This is a genomic window from Bacillus sp. NTK034 (assembly GCF_017303275.1).
Classification (GTDB): domain Bacteria; phylum Bacillota; class Bacilli; order Bacillales; family Cytobacillaceae; genus Cytobacillus.
In genome coordinates, this window is the sequence record NZ_JAFKOJ010000006.1 from 100,192 (window position 1) to 118,355 (window position 18,164).

15 protein-coding genes are annotated in these 18,164 nt (G+C 46.2%); 13 read left to right on the plus strand and 2 right to left on the minus strand.

All coding sequences use genetic code 11. The features are described 5' to 3' along the window. The first annotated feature begins 1 nt into the window (after nucleotide 1). The 6 genes from JI665_RS17415 to JI665_RS17440 are packed head-to-tail and all read left to right on the plus strand — an operon-like array spanning nucleotide 2 to nucleotide 7,112. Entirely contained in the window at nucleotides 2-1,966 is a 1,965-nt protein-coding gene (locus JI665_RS17415) for a TRAP transporter permease (RefSeq protein ID WP_206841511.1), read from the plus strand. 13 nt (nucleotides 1,967-1,979) lie between these two features. After that, entirely contained in the window at nucleotides 1,980-2,699 is a 720-nt protein-coding gene (locus JI665_RS17420) for a FadR/GntR family transcriptional regulator (RefSeq protein WP_206841514.1), read from the plus strand. Then, the gene (locus tag JI665_RS17425) at nucleotides 2,696-4,111 is read left to right on the plus strand and encodes an FAD-binding oxidoreductase (protein WP_206841529.1); all 1,416 of its coding nucleotides are present in this window, start codon (nucleotides 2,696-2,698) and stop codon (nucleotides 4,109-4,111) included. The genes JI665_RS17420 and JI665_RS17425 overlap by 4 nt, the downstream gene beginning before the upstream one ends. After that, entirely contained in the window at nucleotides 4,104-5,369 is a 1,266-nt protein-coding gene (locus JI665_RS17430) for a (Fe-S)-binding protein (RefSeq protein ID WP_206841532.1), read from the plus strand. Before JI665_RS17425 ends, JI665_RS17430 begins: the two co-directional genes overlap by 8 nt. A gap of 18 nt (nucleotides 5,370-5,387) precedes the next feature. Next, nucleotides 5,388-6,596, plus strand: coding sequence for an L-2-hydroxyglutarate oxidase (gene lhgO / locus JI665_RS17435; RefSeq protein ID WP_206841534.1), 1,209 nt, complete (start codon nucleotides 5,388-5,390; stop codon nucleotides 6,594-6,596). 60 nt (nucleotides 6,597-6,656) lie between these two features. Further along, nucleotides 6,657-7,112 carry a hypothetical protein gene (locus tag JI665_RS17440; protein ID WP_206841538.1) on the plus strand — a complete coding sequence of 152 codons (456 nt, stop codon included), beginning with the start codon at nucleotides 6,657-6,659 and terminating at the stop codon, nucleotides 7,110-7,112. Nucleotides 7,113-7,243: 131 nt separating this feature from the next. On the opposite strand, the gene cbpA is transcribed toward JI665_RS17440, so the two are convergent. Continuing rightward, nucleotides 7,244-7,888, minus strand: a complete 645-nt coding sequence (gene cbpA / locus JI665_RS17445) for a cyclic di-AMP binding protein CbpA (protein WP_206841541.1) — start codon at nucleotides 7,886-7,888, stop codon at nucleotides 7,244-7,246. Nucleotides 7,889-8,026: 138 nt separating this feature from the next. On the opposite strand from cbpA, the gene JI665_RS17450 reads away from it, so the two are divergent. The 3 genes from JI665_RS17450 (at nucleotide 8,027) to JI665_RS17460 (ending at nucleotide 11,637) form a co-directional block, all read left to right on the plus strand. After that, nucleotides 8,027-8,671 (plus strand): LytTR family DNA-binding domain-containing protein, encoded by a 645-nt coding sequence (locus JI665_RS17450; RefSeq protein ID WP_206841545.1) that lies wholly within the window; start codon nucleotides 8,027-8,029, stop codon nucleotides 8,669-8,671. Nucleotides 8,672-8,803: 132 nt separating this feature from the next. Further along, nucleotides 8,804-10,336, plus strand: coding sequence for an acetyl-CoA hydrolase/transferase family protein (locus JI665_RS17455; protein WP_206841547.1), 1,533 nt, complete (start codon nucleotides 8,804-8,806; stop codon nucleotides 10,334-10,336). A 107-nt stretch (nucleotides 10,337-10,443) separates the two neighbouring features. Continuing rightward, nucleotides 10,444-11,637: a class I SAM-dependent rRNA methyltransferase gene (locus tag JI665_RS17460; protein WP_206841550.1), complete on the plus strand. Its 1,194-nt coding sequence runs from the start codon at nucleotides 10,444-10,446 to the stop codon at nucleotides 11,635-11,637. A gap of 59 nt (nucleotides 11,638-11,696) precedes the next feature. Here JI665_RS17460 and JI665_RS17465 read toward each other — a convergent pair whose 3' ends face one another. Beyond that, entirely contained in the window at nucleotides 11,697-12,752 is a 1,056-nt protein-coding gene (locus JI665_RS17465) for a TRAP transporter substrate-binding protein (protein WP_206841564.1), read from the minus strand. An 89-nt stretch (nucleotides 12,753-12,841) separates the two neighbouring features. On the opposite strand from JI665_RS17465, the gene JI665_RS17470 reads away from it, so the two are divergent. The 4 genes from JI665_RS17470 (at nucleotide 12,842) to JI665_RS17485 (ending at nucleotide 18,136) form a co-directional block, all read left to right on the plus strand. Then, the gene (locus JI665_RS17470) at nucleotides 12,842-14,434 is read left to right on the plus strand and encodes an ATP-binding protein (protein ID WP_211202622.1); all 1,593 of its coding nucleotides are present in this window, start codon (nucleotides 12,842-12,844) and stop codon (nucleotides 14,432-14,434) included. Further along, entirely contained in the window at nucleotides 14,424-15,110 is a 687-nt protein-coding gene (locus tag JI665_RS17475) for a response regulator (protein WP_206841573.1), read from the plus strand. Before JI665_RS17470 ends, JI665_RS17475 begins: the two co-directional genes overlap by 11 nt. A gap of 123 nt (nucleotides 15,111-15,233) precedes the next feature. Further along, complete coding sequence (dctP, locus tag JI665_RS17480) at nucleotides 15,234-16,523, plus strand: C4-dicarboxylate transporter DctP (RefSeq protein ID WP_206841585.1); 1,290 nt, start codon at nucleotides 15,234-15,236, stop codon at nucleotides 16,521-16,523. 299 nt (nucleotides 16,524-16,822) lie between these two features. After that, complete coding sequence (locus JI665_RS17485) at nucleotides 16,823-18,136, plus strand: MFS transporter (RefSeq protein ID WP_206841588.1); 1,314 nt, start codon at nucleotides 16,823-16,825, stop codon at nucleotides 18,134-18,136. Nucleotides 18,137-18,164: the final 28 nt, after the last annotated feature.

Sequence of the window (18,164 nt, forward strand, 5' to 3'; positions counted from 1 at the left end):
AATGACAAAATCAACAAGCGAACCTATTGTACAGCCAGCCGATCTGGATAAAGAAGCAGGCGGCGGCATGCGTCTGCTGGAGGGGCCATATAAAAAAGCGGCTGCCATCATCGCTGTATTGTTTTCTGTTTTTGCCATTTATTCGAATGGGTTATCCAATATTCAGGAGATTTATAGAAACCTGATTTTCCTGGGCATCCTTTTGGTTATGACTTTTTTCTATTATCCTGCCGGAAAGTCTTCCAATCAAAAAAGGTTTACAGCCCCTGATTATATATTTGCGGCACTTGCCATTGCAGGTCTTGGATACCTGCTCCTGAATTACACAACGATTCATGTGGACCGGGGCTCCCAGCCGATTATGATTGACTATGTCTTCGGTGCCATTACGATCATCGTCCTCCTTGAAGCTTCGAGACGGGCGGTTGGGATATTTATCCCGATCCTGTGTGGAGGCGCTATTGTATATGCCCTGTTTGGCACATACTTCCCGTGGATTTTCGGACATGCCGGCTTTTCACTAGAACGCCTTCTATACCGTCTTTATATGACGACTGAGGGCGTGCTGGGATTAACGCTTTCGACTGCTTCCACGTTCATCGTCATGTTCGTCCTCTTTGGTGCCTTCCTGTCTGTCAGCGGTGCCACCCAGCTTTTCAATGATCTGGCTTTGGCCATTGCAGGCAGAAAGCGTGGAGGCCCTGCCCAAGTAGCGGTCATCTCCAGCGCACTGACAGGATCTTTGAGCGGAAGTGCGGTTGCCAATGTTGCGACAACAGGAGCTTTTACGATTCCATTGATGAAATCCATTGGACTTAAGCCAAAGTTTGCCGGTGCTGTAGAAGCTGCTGCTTCAACAGGCGGAATGATCATGCCGCCGATTATGGGCGCTGCGGCCTTCATCATGGCCGGGTTCCTTGGAATCTCTTATACAACGGTCATCCTGGCAGCGATCATACCAAGCTTTCTCTACTATATCGCATTGATTTTTGCTATTGATATTGAAGCGAAAAAGCAAGGCCTGAAAGGCATCAGCAAAGAAAATATCCCGGATGTCGTCCAAATCCTGAAGGAACGCGGTGTCCTGCTTATTCCGATCATCGTTGTCATCACCACGCTATTAATGGGAAAGACAGCTTTATTTGCCGGATTTGCCGGAATCGGTGCAGTCATTGTGGCGAGCTGGCTGGCAAAGGATAAATCTTCAAGAATCACGATCTCTAAAACTATTGAAGCTTTCATTGAAGGCGGAAGAGGGACAATTCAAGTCGGGATTGCCTGCGCAGCAATCGGAATCATCATCTGCGTTGTCACCATGACGGGAATTGGATCTACATTAGCTTATAATATTGTCGAATTAACGGGCGGCCAGCTTTGGCTGATTTTAATCGTCGTCATGCTCACTTGCATCGTTTTAAGCATGGGGCTTCCATCCACAGCTCTTTACATTGTCGTTGCGGTTACGGCAGCTCCTGCACTTGTGGAAGCGGGCGTTAACCCGATCGCGGCACACTTCTTTGTGTTCTGGTTTGGTGCATTGTCCAATATTACACCGCCAGTGGCACTGGCATCTTATACGGCCGCAGGACTGGCAGGCGCCAATGCGATGCAGACATCATGGGAAGCGCTTAGAATCTCACTTCCTGGCTTTATCATCCCATTCATGATTGCCTATAATCCTATCATTCTGCTTCAGGCAGCAGAGGGAGAAACGATATCCATTTTATCCGTAGTACTTGTGGTCATCACAAGCACGCTGGGCATTTACGCCCTGGCAAGTTCACTTGGCAACTACCTGAATGCCAAGCTGACGATTGTTGAAAGAGTCCTAATGTTTGCAGGGGCATTAATGCTGATTAAGCCAGGCATGATCACGGATATTGCCGGACTCGGGCTTTGTGTGTTTGCGATTCTCTTCCATATCATCAGAGTTAAGAAAAGCAGTTCAGTCGAAATCACCATATAAGGAGTTAACATCCATGAAAATCGAACGGAAAAAAATCTCGGCCCAGGTGCTGGACCAGCTGAAGAACATGATAAAGGACGGCAAGTTCACGCCAAATGAGCCGATGCCATCCGAAAATGAACTGGCCAAACAGTTTGGCGTCAGCCGTGCGCCTGTTCGAGAAGCATTGAGCGTATTATCTGCCAGCGGGATTATTGAATCCAGGCAAGGAGGCAGAAGCTTCGTCAAAGAGGTTAATATGGCAGACATGCTTGGTTCCTTAGCGATTGAATATATTCCTGTGGAACAGGTTTTTGAGCTATTGGAAATGCGGATGGTTATGGAGACACAGGCAGCAGCGATTGCTGCCTTGCGTCGTGATGAGGCCGACCTGGAAAAAATGAAGGAAGCGCTCGTTCAATTTGAAGTCACGCTGACGAACCCAGAAGCGGTAGGCGATCAGGCAGACGTTAATTTTCATAAACACCTGATTGCTGCAACGAAAAATCGCTTCATGATACAGGTAATGGAAAATATCGATGATCTGTACCGAAAAGCAATAGCCTTTTCCCTTAAGAAGAATGTGGGTCTTCCAGCAAAGCGCGAACAGGTTTTTCAGGAGCATATGTGCATTTATACAGCTATTAAAGAACAGGATGAAGAAAGAGCGGCAAGGGCGATGCGGGTGCATCTTGAGAATGTGACAAAGAAATTAAAGGTGAACGAAGGGGAAGGAAAGAAGGTGCCGTTGTGATCACCGAACAGATTGTTGATCGGCTTAAAAGCATTATGGGATCAGAAAAGCGCATTCTGCTTGAAAAAGCAGACTTGGTCTCATATTCATACGATGGCTCATTTGGAGCCTATATGCCGGAGATCATCCTGCAGCCAGTTTCGACTGAGGAAGTGGCAGGCATTGTAAAGCTCGCCAATGACATGAAAATACCAGTCTATCCAAGAGGCAGGGGAACGAGTCTGAGCGGAGGCCCGCTCCCTGTCCACGGCGGGATGGTCCTTGATTTTTCCAGATGGACCCAGAAGCTGATCATCGACCCGGAAGATACTGTTGCGATTGTATCTCCAGGTGTCATTACAGCTGAAATTGACCGTGAAGCACAGCGGCATGGGCTGATGTATCCCCCGGACCCAAGCAGTTCCCATGTATCCACAATCGGAGGGAACCTTGCCGAGAATGCAGGGGGCCCCCGCGGATTAAAGTACGGGGTAACAAAGGATTATGTCTTGGGCCTCGAGATCGTCACGCCGGAAGGGAATATCATCCGGACAGGCGGACGGACGGTCAAAAACGTCACAGGCTATGACCTGACGAAGCTGATTGTTGGATCGGAGGGGACGCTGGGCATCATCACAGAGGCCACCCTTCAGCTGATTCCAAGACCGCAGGCCACTCAGACGATCATGGTCATATTTGATGATATTATTGATGCCGGAAAAGCGATCTCGGCGGTGCTCACATCTGGCATCCTGCCTTCGAAAATGGAAATTATGGACCAGGCTTCGATCCAGGCGGTTGAAGAGTTTCAGCCGATCGGTCTCCCGGTAGATGTAGATGCCATTATCCTGATTGAACTTGATGGCCATCCAATCGCCATCAGGGATGAAAGCGAGCAGGTGAAGCAGGTATGTCTGGAAGTTGGGGCAAGGGAAGCTATCATTGCAAGGGATGAAGAATCTGCCAGGAACCTATGGAAAGCGAGGAAGCTCGTTTCGCCGGCCATCGTGAGAAAAAAGCCGACGAAAATTTCCGAAGATGCCACAATTCCAAGAAGCAAGATTCCTGAGATGTTCAGAAGGCTTCAGGAAATCAAGGCAAAATATGAAATCGACTTAGTCGTATTCGGTCATGCAGGTGATGGAAATCTGCATCCGAATATCATAACTGATAAGCAGGATAAAGAAGAAATGAAGCGGGTGGAAAAAGCGGTAGAGGAGATTTTTACAGCAGCGATAGAATTGGGAGGAACCCTCTCAGGGGAGCATGGCATTGGGACCATGAAAGCGCCATTTATGGAGATGGAGCTGGGGGAAGCAGGGCTGGACATGATGAAACGAATGAAAACAGTGTGGGATCCGAACAACATTATGAATCCAGGCAAGATTTTTCCCGAGACAAAAGGGCAGAGGCTGGTGTTAGTCCATGACTAGCCAGCTCGCCTATAAAGAAACGTTTGACTGTGTCCAATGCGGCTATTGTCTTCCGGCCTGCCCCACATATGCAAGCATGGGGAAAGAAAGGCATTCTCCACGGGGACGGATCAATCTTGTGCAAATGGCGGCGGAAGGGAAAATAACCATCGGTGAAATTACAGAATCGATGGAGCTCTGCCTTGGCTGCCGCGCCTGTGAGACGGCATGTCCAACCAATGTTCAATATGGAAAAATCCTCGAGTCATTTAAGCAAGTAAAAGCTGTCGAAGCACCAGCTCCATTCGTGGAGAACATGGCTCTGCAGAAGGCTTTGCCAAATAAAAAACTGCTGGCAGCCATGAGAGCTTCACTTCGGGCCTATCAAAAAACAGGCATGGATTCGGTTGCCCGCAAAAGCAAGTTGCTCAGCATTCTTCCCGAACAGCTTCGGGCTTTTGAAGAGATCGCTCCGGCTGTGGAAATGCCAAATAAACACCTGAGAACAGGCATCCTACTGCCAGAGCGCCAGCCGAAAGCCCGCGTTGCTTTTTTTACAGGCTGTATTATGGATGTGTTTTTTGCCAAAATCAATGACCTCAGCATCAAGCTGCTTCAGCATGCCGGCTGTGAAGTAGCTGTAATTAAAGAACAGACCTGCTGCGGGGCGCTGCAGAACCATAGCGGAGATACGGGAACATCCAGGAAACTGGCGAAGGAAAATATTGCGGCTTTTGAAAAAGGGAACTTTGATTTTGTGGTAAATGCGATTGGCGGCTGCGGTGCGATGCTCGTTGAATATGATCACCTTCTCGCAGATGACCCGGAATGGGCAGAGCGTGCCAGTGTGTTCGCACAAAAGAATAAGGATGTAAGTGTAATACTGAACAAACTCGGAATAAGCTTCAGCAGGGAACTCTCAGGTGCTGTGACCTATCAGCCATCCTGCCATTTGTTAAATGTTCAGAAGGTGGCGGATGATCCCGTTCAGCTCATCGAAAGCATACCAGGCATTACATATGTTCCGCTTCCGAAAGGGGATATGTGCTGTGGATCGGCGGGGATTTATAATATTGTCCACTACGAAGAATCCATGGAAATTCTTGAAAGCAAAATGGAACATGTCCAAAGTATCTCGCCGGACACCATCGTCACGTCCAACCCCGGCTGCCATCTGCAGATGTGCCTCGGGGTCAAACGCGAGGGGCTTGAAGACAAGGTCCGTGTTATCCATATTATTGAAATACTGGCAGAAGCCTGCGGGATAGATCATAAATAAGAGAAAGGGTGGAGGATCATGTATGATTACATCATTATTGGCGGGGGCATTGTCGGCCTGTCGACAGGAATGGAGCTGCTGAACCGGTTTCCATCTGCAAAAGTGGCCATTCTGGAAAAAGAAAGCCATGTGGCGGCCCACCAGACGGGCCATAACAGCGGTGTCATCCATTCAGGAATTTACTATAAACCTGGCAGCTATAAAGCCAGGCTTGCCAAAAAAGGCAGTGAGTCCATGACAGATTTTTGCCGTAAGCATGGCATTGAAGTGGATATCTGCGGAAAAGTCATTGTTGCAAGCGAAGATTTCGAGCTGCCGCTCATAGACAATTTATATCAGCGCGGGTTGGACAACGGCCTTGGCATCCGCATGATTGACCAGGCTGAACTCCATGAAATCGAGCCGCATGTGAACGGAAAAAAGGCCATCCATGTGCCAATGGCTGGCATTGTCAACTATAAGCAGGTTTCGGAAAAAATGGCTGAAATCATTACAGCAAAAGGCGGGGACATCCTGCTGAATCATAAAGTATCAGCCATTGACGAAACGGCTCAAGAAGTGGTTGTCCAGACCAGCAGGGGAGAGGTAAGGGGAGCTTACTATGTAAACTGCGGCGGCCTGCAGTCAGACCGGATCGCCAAGCTTGCCGGATTGAAAACGGATGTCAAGATTGTGCCATTCAGGGGAGAGTATTATATGCTCAAACCGGAGAAAAGCAGCCTCGTCAAAAATCTTATCTACCCTGTGCCAAATCCCAACTTCCCGTTCCTTGGGGTCCATTTTACCCGCATGATTAACGGAGCCATTGATGTTGGCCCAAATGCCGTTCTAAGCTTTAAGCGGGAGGGCTATAAGAAAACAGACCTGAATGTGGCAGACCTTATGGAGGTTGTCGCCTATAAAGGATTTTGGAAGCTCGCAAAGAAATATATGAAAGAGGGAGTGGAAGAGATGATCCGCTCAGCATCCAAGGAGCTCTTCATGAAAAATGTTCAGAAGCTTATGCCGGAAATCCAGAAGGATGATATTGTTCCAGGTCCGGCCGGTGTCAGAGCGCAAGCCTTGAAGGACGATGGCTCATTAGTCGATGACTTTTTCATTGTGCCGAGCAAACGCTCCATTCATGTTTTAAATGCACCATCTCCGGCCGCGACGGCATCCATTGAAATTGGGAAAGAAATCGTCAGGAAGATGGATGGAATGTTTAAGATGGAATCAGCTGTTTAAACAATTGGAGAATAATTCAAAATCCCCTGAACCATAATATGGAAGAAAGGGGATTTTTACATGAAAGCAACTACAGCGATCAGGCTGCTTCATTTGGTCATTCCTTGGCTGACCATATTTTTTCTGCCTAAAAAGTCATTCAATAAATTTTCCACCGTCTCGGTTTTTGCTGGAATTTTAGTGTTCATTATGAGCATCCTGGCCATTCCTTTTAAATGGTGGACAGTAGAGGGCGGACACTTCAAGAAATTGCTCAATGATTTAACCTTCATACTTGGCCCGTTTTTTATAGGTACCTTATGGATCTTTCATTTTACCTTTGGAAACTTTAAGCGTTATCTGGCTGTCAACGCTATCATGGACTTTCTATTCGCCTATCCGCTTAATTATTTGTATGAAAAATTTAACTTATATAAGCTAGTCAAATTTAAGCCCATCTATATTTTCCTGTTCTTCACCACCTACGCATGGATTATTTACGGATATCAGGAATTCTTCCATCGGAATAACCGGTAAGTAAAAAGCCATTCCATCAAGGAACGGCTTTTCTCGTTAAAGAAGAAATTATGAACGTTAAAAAATGTCTAGTGCTAGCAGCCTCCCCCCTCGAGGTGTCGGGGTGAGGTCAGGCGCTTACACTTTTCTCGTTAACACTCACCATTATGGCACTCGACTCCAATCACCCGAAAGCCATTTGCGTCCAGTTCTTTCTTAATTTTATCCAGGATTTCCTCTGTTGTATCCTTCGGCAATGTAAAAAGAATACGGCGGATCAGGCTGACATGAAAGCTGGATGAGTCCAAGGAGATGACTCCCTGGATATCGCTATACTTACTGATAATGCTGCTTATCTTTTTCAGTGTTCCCTGAGTGCCATAGCTTCCTACAGTCAGCGTATAGCTTCCTCGGTTCAGCCCCCACGCTTCCTCCAGCAGTTCCAGTACGGCCGCATGTGTCAGCAATCCGACAAACTGCCCATGGTCATTTTCAACCGGCAGATAAGGATATCTCTTCAGAGTGAAAAAGGCTTTCATGAAAGAGTCATCCTCATCAATTACGGTTTGCTGATCTTTAGCCAGAGCCGTAATCGGTTCATCCATAGAATGATTTTCCTTATATTCTAAAATATCAACCTTATAGATGTTACCGGCAAACTTTGTATGTGTGGCATCCAGAATAGGGACACAGCGGTAACCAGTTTCATTTAAAAACTGCAGCGCCTGTTCCAAATTAAAGGTTTCATCACAAAACCGAACATCTTTTTTCTCCACCATCTGATGTCGAATCAGCATACCAGCATCCTCCTTTACCCCTAACCTTCTCTATTCTATGCCGGTGCCTTTTCGGCAATGATAAGAAATTAAGTGAATCCCCCTGCGAAAACTTGTAAAATAAGAAAAAGCCATCATCATGAAAGGTGCTGAGATAACTTGGAAAGCATTACAATTGTATCGCTGCTGGATGTGATTGGAGAGCTGTTTTCCGATGAAATATCCATAGCGGTTTCCAATACGAGTGAATATATCTATTACCGGCCGAGCAAGCGCATCGATTTAAAGATCAGGCCGGGTGACATGATAAAAGAAGGAACGATCGCCTATAAGGCTTTAGGGACACAGCAAAGAGTGTCGGAGTTTATTGACCGCGATGTATTTGGTGTTCCGTATCACGGCATGGCCGTGCCATTTTTGCATGAAGGAAAGCTTGAAGGCTGCGTAACCGCCATTTTTCCGGCTTTGACGGACGGCAAATCGGTTGTGACAATGAAAACTAATGATGGCTGGATTCCAATTCCTTTTTCCGAGGTTGTCTGCCTTGAGGCAAAGGATAAGAAGACCTATGTACATACTGACGGCCATTCAGGCACCCATAAATACTCGCTTCAGGATTTTGAGTATTCGCTGCCGAAGGACAGTTTTATCCGCTGCCACCGCTCATTCATTGTAAATGTCAATCATATCAAGGAAATCTTTCCTGACACGCATTCCACCTTTCTCCTCGTCATGAAAAATGGGGACCGGGTGCCTGTCAGCCAGTCTTACTCCAGCTATTTCCGCAAATTGCTCGGTTTTTAGAAAATTCTTTCTGTTTCAGCTTTGTAATTTGCTGTCTTATCGGAATTTTCCGTAATATGATCGGAAAAGTCCTGGCTCCCTCTTTATCCGGGTAAAATGATTTTATATATCATAATGGAGGGGATGAGCAATATGGAGAAAAATTTAGAACGGATTCGCGACAGCCGCCTGCATGACCGGGTAGTTACACCTGAAGAGGCAGCCTCCTGGATTCAGGACGGCATGACTCTGGGGCTAAGCGGCTTTACACGTGCGGGTGATGTGAAAGCGGTACCATTTGCACTGGCTGACCGTGCCAGGCATGAGAGTTTTAAAGTGAATGTGTATACTGGTGCTTCTTTGGGATCTGATGTGGACAAGCTTTTTGCGGAAGCGGGAATTTTGGGGAAAAGGCTGCCATTTCAGGCCGATCCGACCATGAGGAAAGGGATTAACCAGGGGGATTTCTTATTTGTCGATCAGCATTTGTCACATACGGCAGAGCTTGTACGCGCCAATGTCATGGATCCTATTGATTTCGCTATTTTGGAAGCGGTTTCTATTACGGAGGATGGGCTGATCATTCCGTCTACTTCAATCGGAAACTCGCTGTCTTTCGCAGAGAATGCCAAACACATTATTATCGAAATCAATCTTGCCCAATCCACACAGCTGGAAGGTTTGCATGATTTATATGAACCTGGCAGACAGGGGGAACGGAATCCGATTCCGCTGACGAAAGCCGACGACCGTATCGGCACTCCTGGAATTAAGGTGGATTTGGATAAGTTGAAGGGCATCGTATTCACGAATCAGCAGGACTCTCCTTCGACAATCGTGCCGCCGGATGAAGACACCGCCATTATGGCACAGCATCTGCTTCAGTTTCTACGCGGGGAAATTGCAGCAGGCAGGCTGACAAATAGCCTTGCACCGCTGCAGTCGGGCATTGGTTCGGTGGCAAATGCTGTGCTTCATGGGATGCTTGATTCTGAGTTTGAGAATCTGGAAGTCTATTCAGAAGTGCTGCAGGATGCGGTATTTGATTTGATGGATGCCGGAAAGGTGAACTTTGCATCCTGCTGTTCTATCACTTTATCAGATGAAAAAATGAAAGAGGTTTTCACGAATTTTGACCGGTACAGGGACCGTTTAATCATGCGTCCGCAGGAGATTTCCAACCACCCTGAAATCATCCGCCGCCTTGGCCTGATTTCGATTAATACAGCCTTGGAGCTTGATATCTATGGAAATGTGAACTCCACCCATGTCCTTGGAACGAAAATGATGAACGGGATCGGCGGTTCTGGCGATTTTGCCAGAAATGCTCGCCTGGCGATCTTCGTGACGAAGTCCATTGCCAAAGACGGCAAGATTTCAAGCATCGTCCCATTCGTCTCCCATGTCGACCACACCGAGCATGATGTCGATGTCATTGTGACAGAACAGGGCTATGCAGACCTGCGCGGGCTGGCTCCAAGACAGCGCGTCGAACGGATCATCGAAAATTGTGCACACCCGCTGTACCGTGACCAGCTTCGCGAATATTACCGGGAAGCCCTCACAAGAGGCGGCCAGACTCCGCACGTACTGGAAAAAGCCCTCTCCTGGCATACAGACTTCTCCAATAATGGTACCATGCTGAAAGAAACTGCGGCAGCAGCTCTGCAGTGGAATTTCTGTTAAAACTTATGGTGCCAGGCACCTATACCACTTCATCCAACTGGTATAGGTGCCTGGCACTTTTAATGTTACAATGATAGCTATACTAAACAAAATGATTGGGTGGAATTATGAGTAAAGCTATCAAATTAGTTGCGGCTTCTAAATATAAGAATGGTTTTAAGGATGGCTATCCGCTGGTAACAGAGGAATCGGTGCAGCGGATTCCGAAGGGGATCGAAGAGGGTGCAATCATTGTACTGACTGATGAGAGCGGGCAGTTTATCGGCAAAGGGTATTATGGAAAGCAGAATAAAGGCAGAGGCTGGATTCTTTCGCGTAATTCTCAGGAAATCTTCAATGAAGCTTTTTTTGCGACGAAATTTAAAGAAGCTTTAAAAAGGCGGGAAGCTCTACTCCGTGATCCTGAAACAACCGCTTTTCGGGTTTTCAATGGAGAAGGAGATGGAATCGGGGGCATCACGATTGATTATTACGATGGTTTTTACGTGATCAGCTGGTACAGTCAGGGAATTTATACCTTCAGGAACGCGGTGATTCAGGCATTGATGAACAATGCTGATGTTAAGGGCCTGTATGAAAAGAAGCGGTTTGCTGTAAAAGGCACTTATATAGAGGATGATGATTTTGCAGCAGGAGAACGGGCATCTTTTCCGCTGATGGTGAAGGAGAATGGTATCAGCTTTCCCATTTATTTGAATGATGGCGCTATGGTAGGGGTATTCCTTGACCAGAGGCATGTCCGGAAGACAATCAGGGACAAGTATGCGGAAGGAAAAACGGTCCTGAACACGTTCTCCTATACGGGCGCTTTTTCAGCGGCTGCCGCATTAGGGGGAGCAGTGAAAACAACCAGTGTCGACCTTGCCAACCGCAGCAAAAGCAAAACCATCGAAATGTTCAGCGTAAATGGCATTGATTTTGAGGCTCAGGATATCATTGTGGAAGATGTGTTCAACTACTTCAAATACGCTGTTCGGAAGAAGCTGAAATTTGATATGGTCATCCTGGACCCTCCAAGCTTTGCCCGTTCCAAAAAGCATACATTCAGCGCCAGAAAAGATTACCCGGATCTGCTCGCCCAGGCCATTCAGATCACAGAAAAAAACGGAATCATTGTGGCATCATCAAACTGCAGCACATTCAACATGAAAAAATTTAAAGACTTTATCAAAAAAGCGTTCGCACAAACAGGGGACCGCTACAAAATCCTTGAGGAATTCACTCTTCCTGAAGACTTCCGCACCATTAAGGAATTCAAAGAAGGAGACTATCTTAAAGTAGCATTCATACAGAAGCTGTAAAAATGGGTGACAGGTACCTATACCACTTCGGCCAACTGGTATAGGTGCCTGTCACCTTTTTATTCATATTTAGCCCGCAGTTCCTTCATCTCTTCCACCAGATTCTTCCCGATTTCCTGTGAAAAGTCTTCATAGACCGGATCCAGCTTAGCCTGCCATTCCTGTTTTTCTAAAGCTGTGAGCTCATGAATCTGAATGGAGGAATTCTGTCTGATTTTTTCAAGCAGTTCTTCGTTCATTTCAAAAGCCATCCGGCTGTTCCATGCGGTTGTTTCATCCAAAGCCTCGAGCAGAATCTTCTTTGTTCCCTCACTCTGCTCATTCCAGACCTTCTCGCTCATCATCACCGCATATCCAAGATAGCCATGATTGCTGATTGTCATATGCTTTTGCAGGTTATAAAATTTCTTTGAGTAGATATTGGAAATGGTATTTTCTTCTCCATCCACATCGCCTTCTTCAAGAAGCTTGTAAGTGGAATTGAATGAATCCTGAATAGCCTTTGCCTTCAGGCGGCTGAATTGGGCCGATATCACATCACTTTGCATGATACGGAAGGATTGCCCTTTCAGATCCTCTGGTTTTTGGATAGGACCCTGATTCGAAGTAATCTGCTTAAATCCATTGGGCCAGTGGGCAAGCCCTTTAATGCCGTCGCCCTGCAGGGATCTCAGCAGCTGCTGGCCGATATCCCCGTTCAATCCTTCAAGCGCAGCTTCACGCGTAGGGAAGGCAAAAGGCAGATCCAGTACTCCCCATTGCGGTGAAAGCATGCCCAGCTTGGAAGTGGAGGGGGCAATAAAGTGAACCTGGCCTTCTTTAAGAGCATTTATTTCTTCTATATCAGAATAGAGACTGCCATTTGGAAACACTTCAATTTTAATATGACCATTCGACTTTTCGGCGACGAGCTCTGCAAACCTTTGGGCGGCAAGGCCCTTCGGAGTATTTTCAGCCACCACATGGCTGAACTTGAAGACAATTTGATCCTTAAGCCCTTCCTGGTCATCATCGTAAGGAATCGCATCCCGCGGAAAAAAGCTTTGATAGCCAAAGAAGGCTGCCAGCAGCAATACCATACTGGCAAGGAGAATATAGCCTGCGGCGCTTTTCATTTGAATCCTCCTTTTTAAAACTATTAATGTTATCATACTTACAAGAATTCTATCCGTAAAGACAGAAGGGAGGGTCCCTTGTGAATCAGATGCCCATCCGCTGGAAGATTACCATCCTGTCTTATGCAGTCGTTATTTTTTCTTTATTGATTGGCGGAATGGTGGTTATTGCAAACATCCAGGAGCAGGAAGAAAAAGAACTGAGGATACGCTCGATGAATACAGCCAGAACGGTGGCAGAGCTGTCAGATGTGAAAAAAGGAATCCTGCAGCCGCAGGGCTGGAAGACGGTTAATAAAGTAGCAGAGGAAATCAGGATCATTAATGAAACAGACTATATCGTGATCATGAATATGGAGCGTATCCGCTATTCCCATCCGGTCAGGGAACTGATCGGCCAGCCATCTGCAGGTGAGGATGAGAAACCGGCTTTTGCCGAGCATATTTATTTTTCCAAGGCAGAGGGAGACGTCGGTACCTTTATCCGCGCATTCATCCCGATTAAAGATGAAAGCCTCAATCAAATCGGTGTGGTCGTTGTCGGCAATAAGATTCCTTCGATTACGGAGATTATCGCTGATCTGGCCGACGAAATCAGCATTATTGTCCTGCTGACGCTCATATTTGGACTGATCGGCTCTTTGATGCTTGCCAATCATATTAAAAAGCAGATGTTCCAGCTGGAGCCCCATGAAATCAAACGGATGCTGGAGGAAAGGACAGCCACCTTTCATTCGATCAATGAAGGCGTAATCGCGATTGATAACCAGGAAAACATTACGATTTTCAATGAGAAGGCAAAGAAAATTTTTAATGTGTCCGGCAAAGTCGCAGGCAAGAATATTAGGGCTGTGCTAAAAGATACCAGGCTTCCCGAGATTGTAGAAAGTAATCGTGCTGTCTATAATGAACAAATCATTGTAAGCGGCAAGGTCATTTTAAGCACCAGAATTCCTATCTGGAAAGACAATGAAATGATCGGAGCTGTAGCTATTTTCCAGGACCGCACGGAAGTGACGAAGTTGGCCGAAGAGCTGACAGGTGTAAAAAGCTTTGTTGAGGCACTGAGGGTGCAGAACCATGAGCACATGAACAAGCTTCACACCATTGCAGGATTGATCCAGCTCGGGAAAGCAGACAAAGCACTAAAGCTGACCTTCGATGCGTCTGAAGAGCAGGAAAACCTCTCGAATTTTCTCAGCGATAAAATCAGGAACGATGCCATTGCAGGGTTATTATTAAGCAAAGTGCGGCGCGGCAAGGAATTGGGCATCACAGTAGTCATCGACCCAAACAGCAATCTGGAGGAGTTTCCTAACCGCCTGGATCACCATGACTTTGTTTTGCTGCTGGGCAATCTGATTGAGAATGCTTTCGGGGCTTTTGAGCATAGTGAACGTGAAGAGCGAAAAATAGATATCAGCATTGAACAGACGGAGGAGATTTGTGCGGTGCTGGTGGAGGATAACGGCAGCGGGATAGAGGAAGCAATTTTGCCAAAGTTGTATGAAAAAGGATTTACCGCCAATAAATCAGGCGGGACAGGCTATGGGCTTTACCTTGTTAAACAAATTACGGAAAAAGGCGGAGGAGCGATCGAGGTTTCAACAAGCAGAGATGAAGGAACTTCATTTACAATTGTTTTTCCGATGGAAGCGGAGGGAGAATCAGATGGCGGTTAAAGAAGAAATCAGTGTGCTGCTGATTGAAGATGATCCAATGGTCCAGGAAGTGAATAAAGAATTCATTGCAAGTGTGGAAGGATTTAAGATCATCGCGGCAGCAGGAAATGGGGAGGAAGGCATCAGCCTTGCGAAAAAGCTGCAGCCTGATCTGGTGATTTTAGATATTTTTATGCCGAAAAAAGATGGCATTCAAACCCTGCAGGAATTCAGAAAGCAGCACCTCGATTCTGATGTCATTGTCGTTTCCGCAGCAAAGGATAAGGAAACCATCAAGCTGATGCTTCAAAACGGTGCCAGGGATTATATTATCAAACCCTTTAAGCTAAATAGGATCCAGCAGGCTCTTGAAAAATACCGCCATTACAGGGAGAGCCTGAAGGAATCAGGCACGCTGTCACAGGAGCAGCTCGATGCCCTGATTTATGCCAGGCAGGCGAAGAAAGAAGCAAACAATCTGCCAAAAGGGCTGAATGAATTCACCTTGAATGAAATTACCGCATTTATGCAGCAGCAAACCGAACCCCGATCTGCTGAAGAGGTCGCCAACGGCATCGGCATTGCCAGAGTAACCGCCCGCAGGTATCTCGATTACCTAGAAAAAAGCGGAGCGATCCGGCTGGATGTGCAGTACGGGGGAGTGGGCAGGCCTGTCAATCGGTATGTCATAGTTTAGTTATCATATTCCGAGACCAAAATGAACAAAACATCCGTTATGACCATAAACTTCTCGCTTTTATCTGAAAACGCTATCATTTCTAATAGAATGAATAGTTAGAAAAAAGGAGATGAGATAAAAGTGAAGAAGCAGCGGATTTATAAAAATTTAACCTTTCAGGTGTTAACGGCTATTTTTATTGGTGTTATGGTCGGTCTAATTTGGCCGGAAGTCGGAAAAGAGATGAAGCCGGTCGGCGATACCTTCATCAACGCAGTCAAAATGGTCATCGCCCCGATTATTTTCCTGACCATCGTCCTTGGAATCGCCAAAATGGGTGATATGAAAAAAGTCGGCAAGGTTGGCGGCAAAGCGTTCATCTATTTTGAGGTTGTTACAACACTTGCTTTAATGATCGGTCTGATCGTCGTTAATGTCATTAAACCAGGTGCAGGCCTGAACTTTAATGAATTGGAAAAAGGAGATGTTTCACAGTATACAGCCAATGGGGGAGAGGGCATCAATTGGATTGAGTTTGTAACACATATTGTTCCTTCCAACATGGTGGATGCCTTTGCAAAAGGGGATATCCTGCAGGTATTATTCTTCTCTATTTTATTTGGTGTCGGTTTGGCTGCTCTTGGTGAAAAGGGCAAAATCGTCATTGAATTTTTGGATAAGCTATCATTAGTCTTCTTTAAAATCATCGGCTATGTCATGAAGGCAGCCCCGCTTGGAGCATTTGGAGCCATGGCCTATACAATCGGGCATTTCGGACTGGCATCACTTGTTCCGCTTGGCAAACTGATGATGTCCGTGTACGTGACGATGTTCTTATTTATCTTTGTTGTTTTAAATATTATCTGTAAAATGTACGGATTCAGCTTATGGAATTATCTGAAGTTCATCAAAGATGAAATATTAATCGTATTAGGCACAAGTTCATCAGAATCAGTTCTTCCGAGAATGATGGATAAAATGGAGCGCATCGGCTGCTCCAAATCGGTTGTGGGTCTGGTCATTCCAACTGGGTATTCCTTTAACCTGGACGGTACATCCATCTATCTGTCCATGGCGGTTGTCTTCCTTGCACAGGTATTCGGGGTGGATCTGACAATCGGCCAGCAGGTTACCATTTTATTAGTACTCATGCTGACTTCAAAAGGTGCCGCGGGTGTAACAGGCAGCGGATTTATCGTATTGGCATCGACGCTTGCCGCCCTGCAGGTTATTCCTCTTGAAGGATTGGCGCTTCTTCTTGGCGTAGACCGCTTCATGAGTGAAGGAAGAGCGATCGTGAACCTGATCGGAAACGGTATCGCAACGATGGTTGTAGCAAAGAGCGAAAATGAATTTGATGAAACTAAGTCTAAGAGAGCCATTAATGAAATGAAATTAATGAAGCAGGAGCAGCAAAAACAGGCTGTATAAAAGGTAAAGGCCATTTCCAACAAGGGAATGGCCTTATTCATATTGTCGAAAAACCTTCCTAAACTGACGACAATTCCTGCACCTATTTCCCGGGAAAAAATCAAGTATAAGAAGGATTGTCTACCTTTTTAATCAAACGTTTGATTGAATAGTAAATTGTTGAATTACCGCGAAAAATAGACAAAATTTAGAAAGTTATAAAAAATTTATGATATGATTATTCTTAAAAAAGTGACAGGCACCTATACCACTTAAGCTAACTGGTATAGGTGCCTGTCACCGGAAAGAAGGTTCACATCGTGAAGCGCCTTAAGGTTCATTATGCGTGGATTATTTTAATATTGACGTTCTTGGCGTTGCTGGCTGCACAGGGTGTACGTTTGTCGTTCGGGGCGTTCATGGCGCCATGGGAGCATGAGTTTTCCGCGAATCGCAGTGTTATATCCTTCATTGCCTTCGTCAGCTATATTGTTTTTGCCATTTCACAGCCGTATGTTGGCAGGCTGATTGATAAATATGGCATCCGCTATATTCTTTCCTGCAGCATTTTGGTGATCGGTTTTTCAACACTTCTCACCTTTTTCACCACTAATGCCGTCCAGCTGATTATCATCTATGGTGTAATCGCCTCGGTTGGTTTTGGCGGTGCATCCAATGTAGCGGGAACGATGGCGGTGGCGACCTGGTTTGCCGACAAAAAAGGAATGGCCATGGGACTGATGTCTGCGGGCACAGCCGCAGGACAGCTTATTCTTGTCCCGCTGTCCTTATTCCTGATTGACCAGCTAGGCTGGAAGACAACCGTTCTTGTGCTCGGGTGCTTTTTGATTGTATTCATTTTTCCGCTTCTTCTGCTCTTTATCCGTTCGAATCCTGCTGATCTGCATATCGAGGCTTATGGAGCGAAAGTGAGTGATAATGTTAAGGGAAGGCAAGGAAAAAAGGAAGCCCCAAAAGGAACGCTATCTATATTCCAGCTCTTAAAGCGAAAAGAATTCCTGTATCTCATGCTCCCGTTTTTCGTGTGCGGTGTCACCACTACTGGCCTGATGGATACGCATCTTATTCCCTTTGCCCAGTATTGCGGATTTACGCCTGGTGTTACCGGAGCCGCTGTCAGTCTGCTGGCCGGCTTTAATATTCTCGGCACAGTCGTATCCGGTTTTCTCGCAGATAGGTGGAATTGCAGAAGGATCCTTGCCTTTCTCTACGGAGTGCGGGCCCTGACCATTGTTCTTCTGCTCATCATAGTAAATGATGCTACCATGTTTGGGTTTTTCGTCACTCAATCCCATTTGTTGATTCTGTTTGCCATCAGCTTTGGAATTGTCAATTTTGCAACTGTCGCACCGACCATGAAACTGGCTGCGGAATATTTCAGGCATCTATCCGCCGGAGCAGTGATTGGCTGGATCTATTTGAGCCATCAGCTGGGTTCTGCTCTCGGTTCCTTCGTCCCTGGTGTAATATTTGATCTGACAGGGAGCTATGACAGTTCTTTCATTGCTTCTATCGTACTTCTTGTTCTGGCATCCGCCTTAAGCATAATGCTTCCGAGGCCAGGGGCAGACTATCAGTATGCGAACAGCAGGGAATTAACGGAAAATAGTTAGGAGCTTAGAATCGACACTTTATTTTCCA

Excerpts from the sequence above, each read along its gene's own strand:
- JI665_RS17460 (WP_206841550.1), top strand. The coding sequence starts at position 10,444 with ATGAGTAAAGCTATCAAATTAGTTGCGGCTTCTAAATATAAGAATGGT.
- JI665_RS17470 (WP_211202622.1), top strand. The coding sequence starts at position 12,842 with ATGCCCATCCGCTGGAAGATTACCATCCTGTCTTATGCAGTCGTTATT.
- JI665_RS17475 (WP_206841573.1), top strand. The coding sequence starts at position 14,424 with ATGGCGGTTAAAGAAGAAATCAGTGTGCTGCTGATTGAAGATGATCCA.
- JI665_RS17440 (WP_206841538.1), top strand. The coding sequence starts at position 6,657 with ATGAAAGCAACTACAGCGATCAGGCTGCTTCATTTGGTCATTCCTTGG.
- cbpA (WP_206841541.1), bottom strand. The coding sequence starts at position 7,888 with ATGCTGATTCGACATCAGATGGTGGAGAAAAAAGATGTTCGGTTTTGT.
- JI665_RS17455 (WP_206841547.1), top strand. The coding sequence starts at position 8,804 with ATGGAGAAAAATTTAGAACGGATTCGCGACAGCCGCCTGCATGACCGG.
- JI665_RS17465 (WP_206841564.1), bottom strand. The coding sequence starts at position 12,752 with ATGAAAAGCGCCGCAGGCTATATTCTCCTTGCCAGTATGGTATTGCTG.
- lhgO (WP_206841534.1), top strand. The coding sequence starts at position 5,388 with ATGTATGATTACATCATTATTGGCGGGGGCATTGTCGGCCTGTCGACA.
- JI665_RS17430 (WP_206841532.1), top strand. The coding sequence starts at position 4,104 with ATGACTAGCCAGCTCGCCTATAAAGAAACGTTTGACTGTGTCCAATGC.
- JI665_RS17420 (WP_206841514.1), top strand. The coding sequence starts at position 1,980 with ATGAAAATCGAACGGAAAAAAATCTCGGCCCAGGTGCTGGACCAGCTG.
- JI665_RS17415 (WP_206841511.1), top strand. The coding sequence starts at position 2 with ATGACAAAATCAACAAGCGAACCTATTGTACAGCCAGCCGATCTGGAT.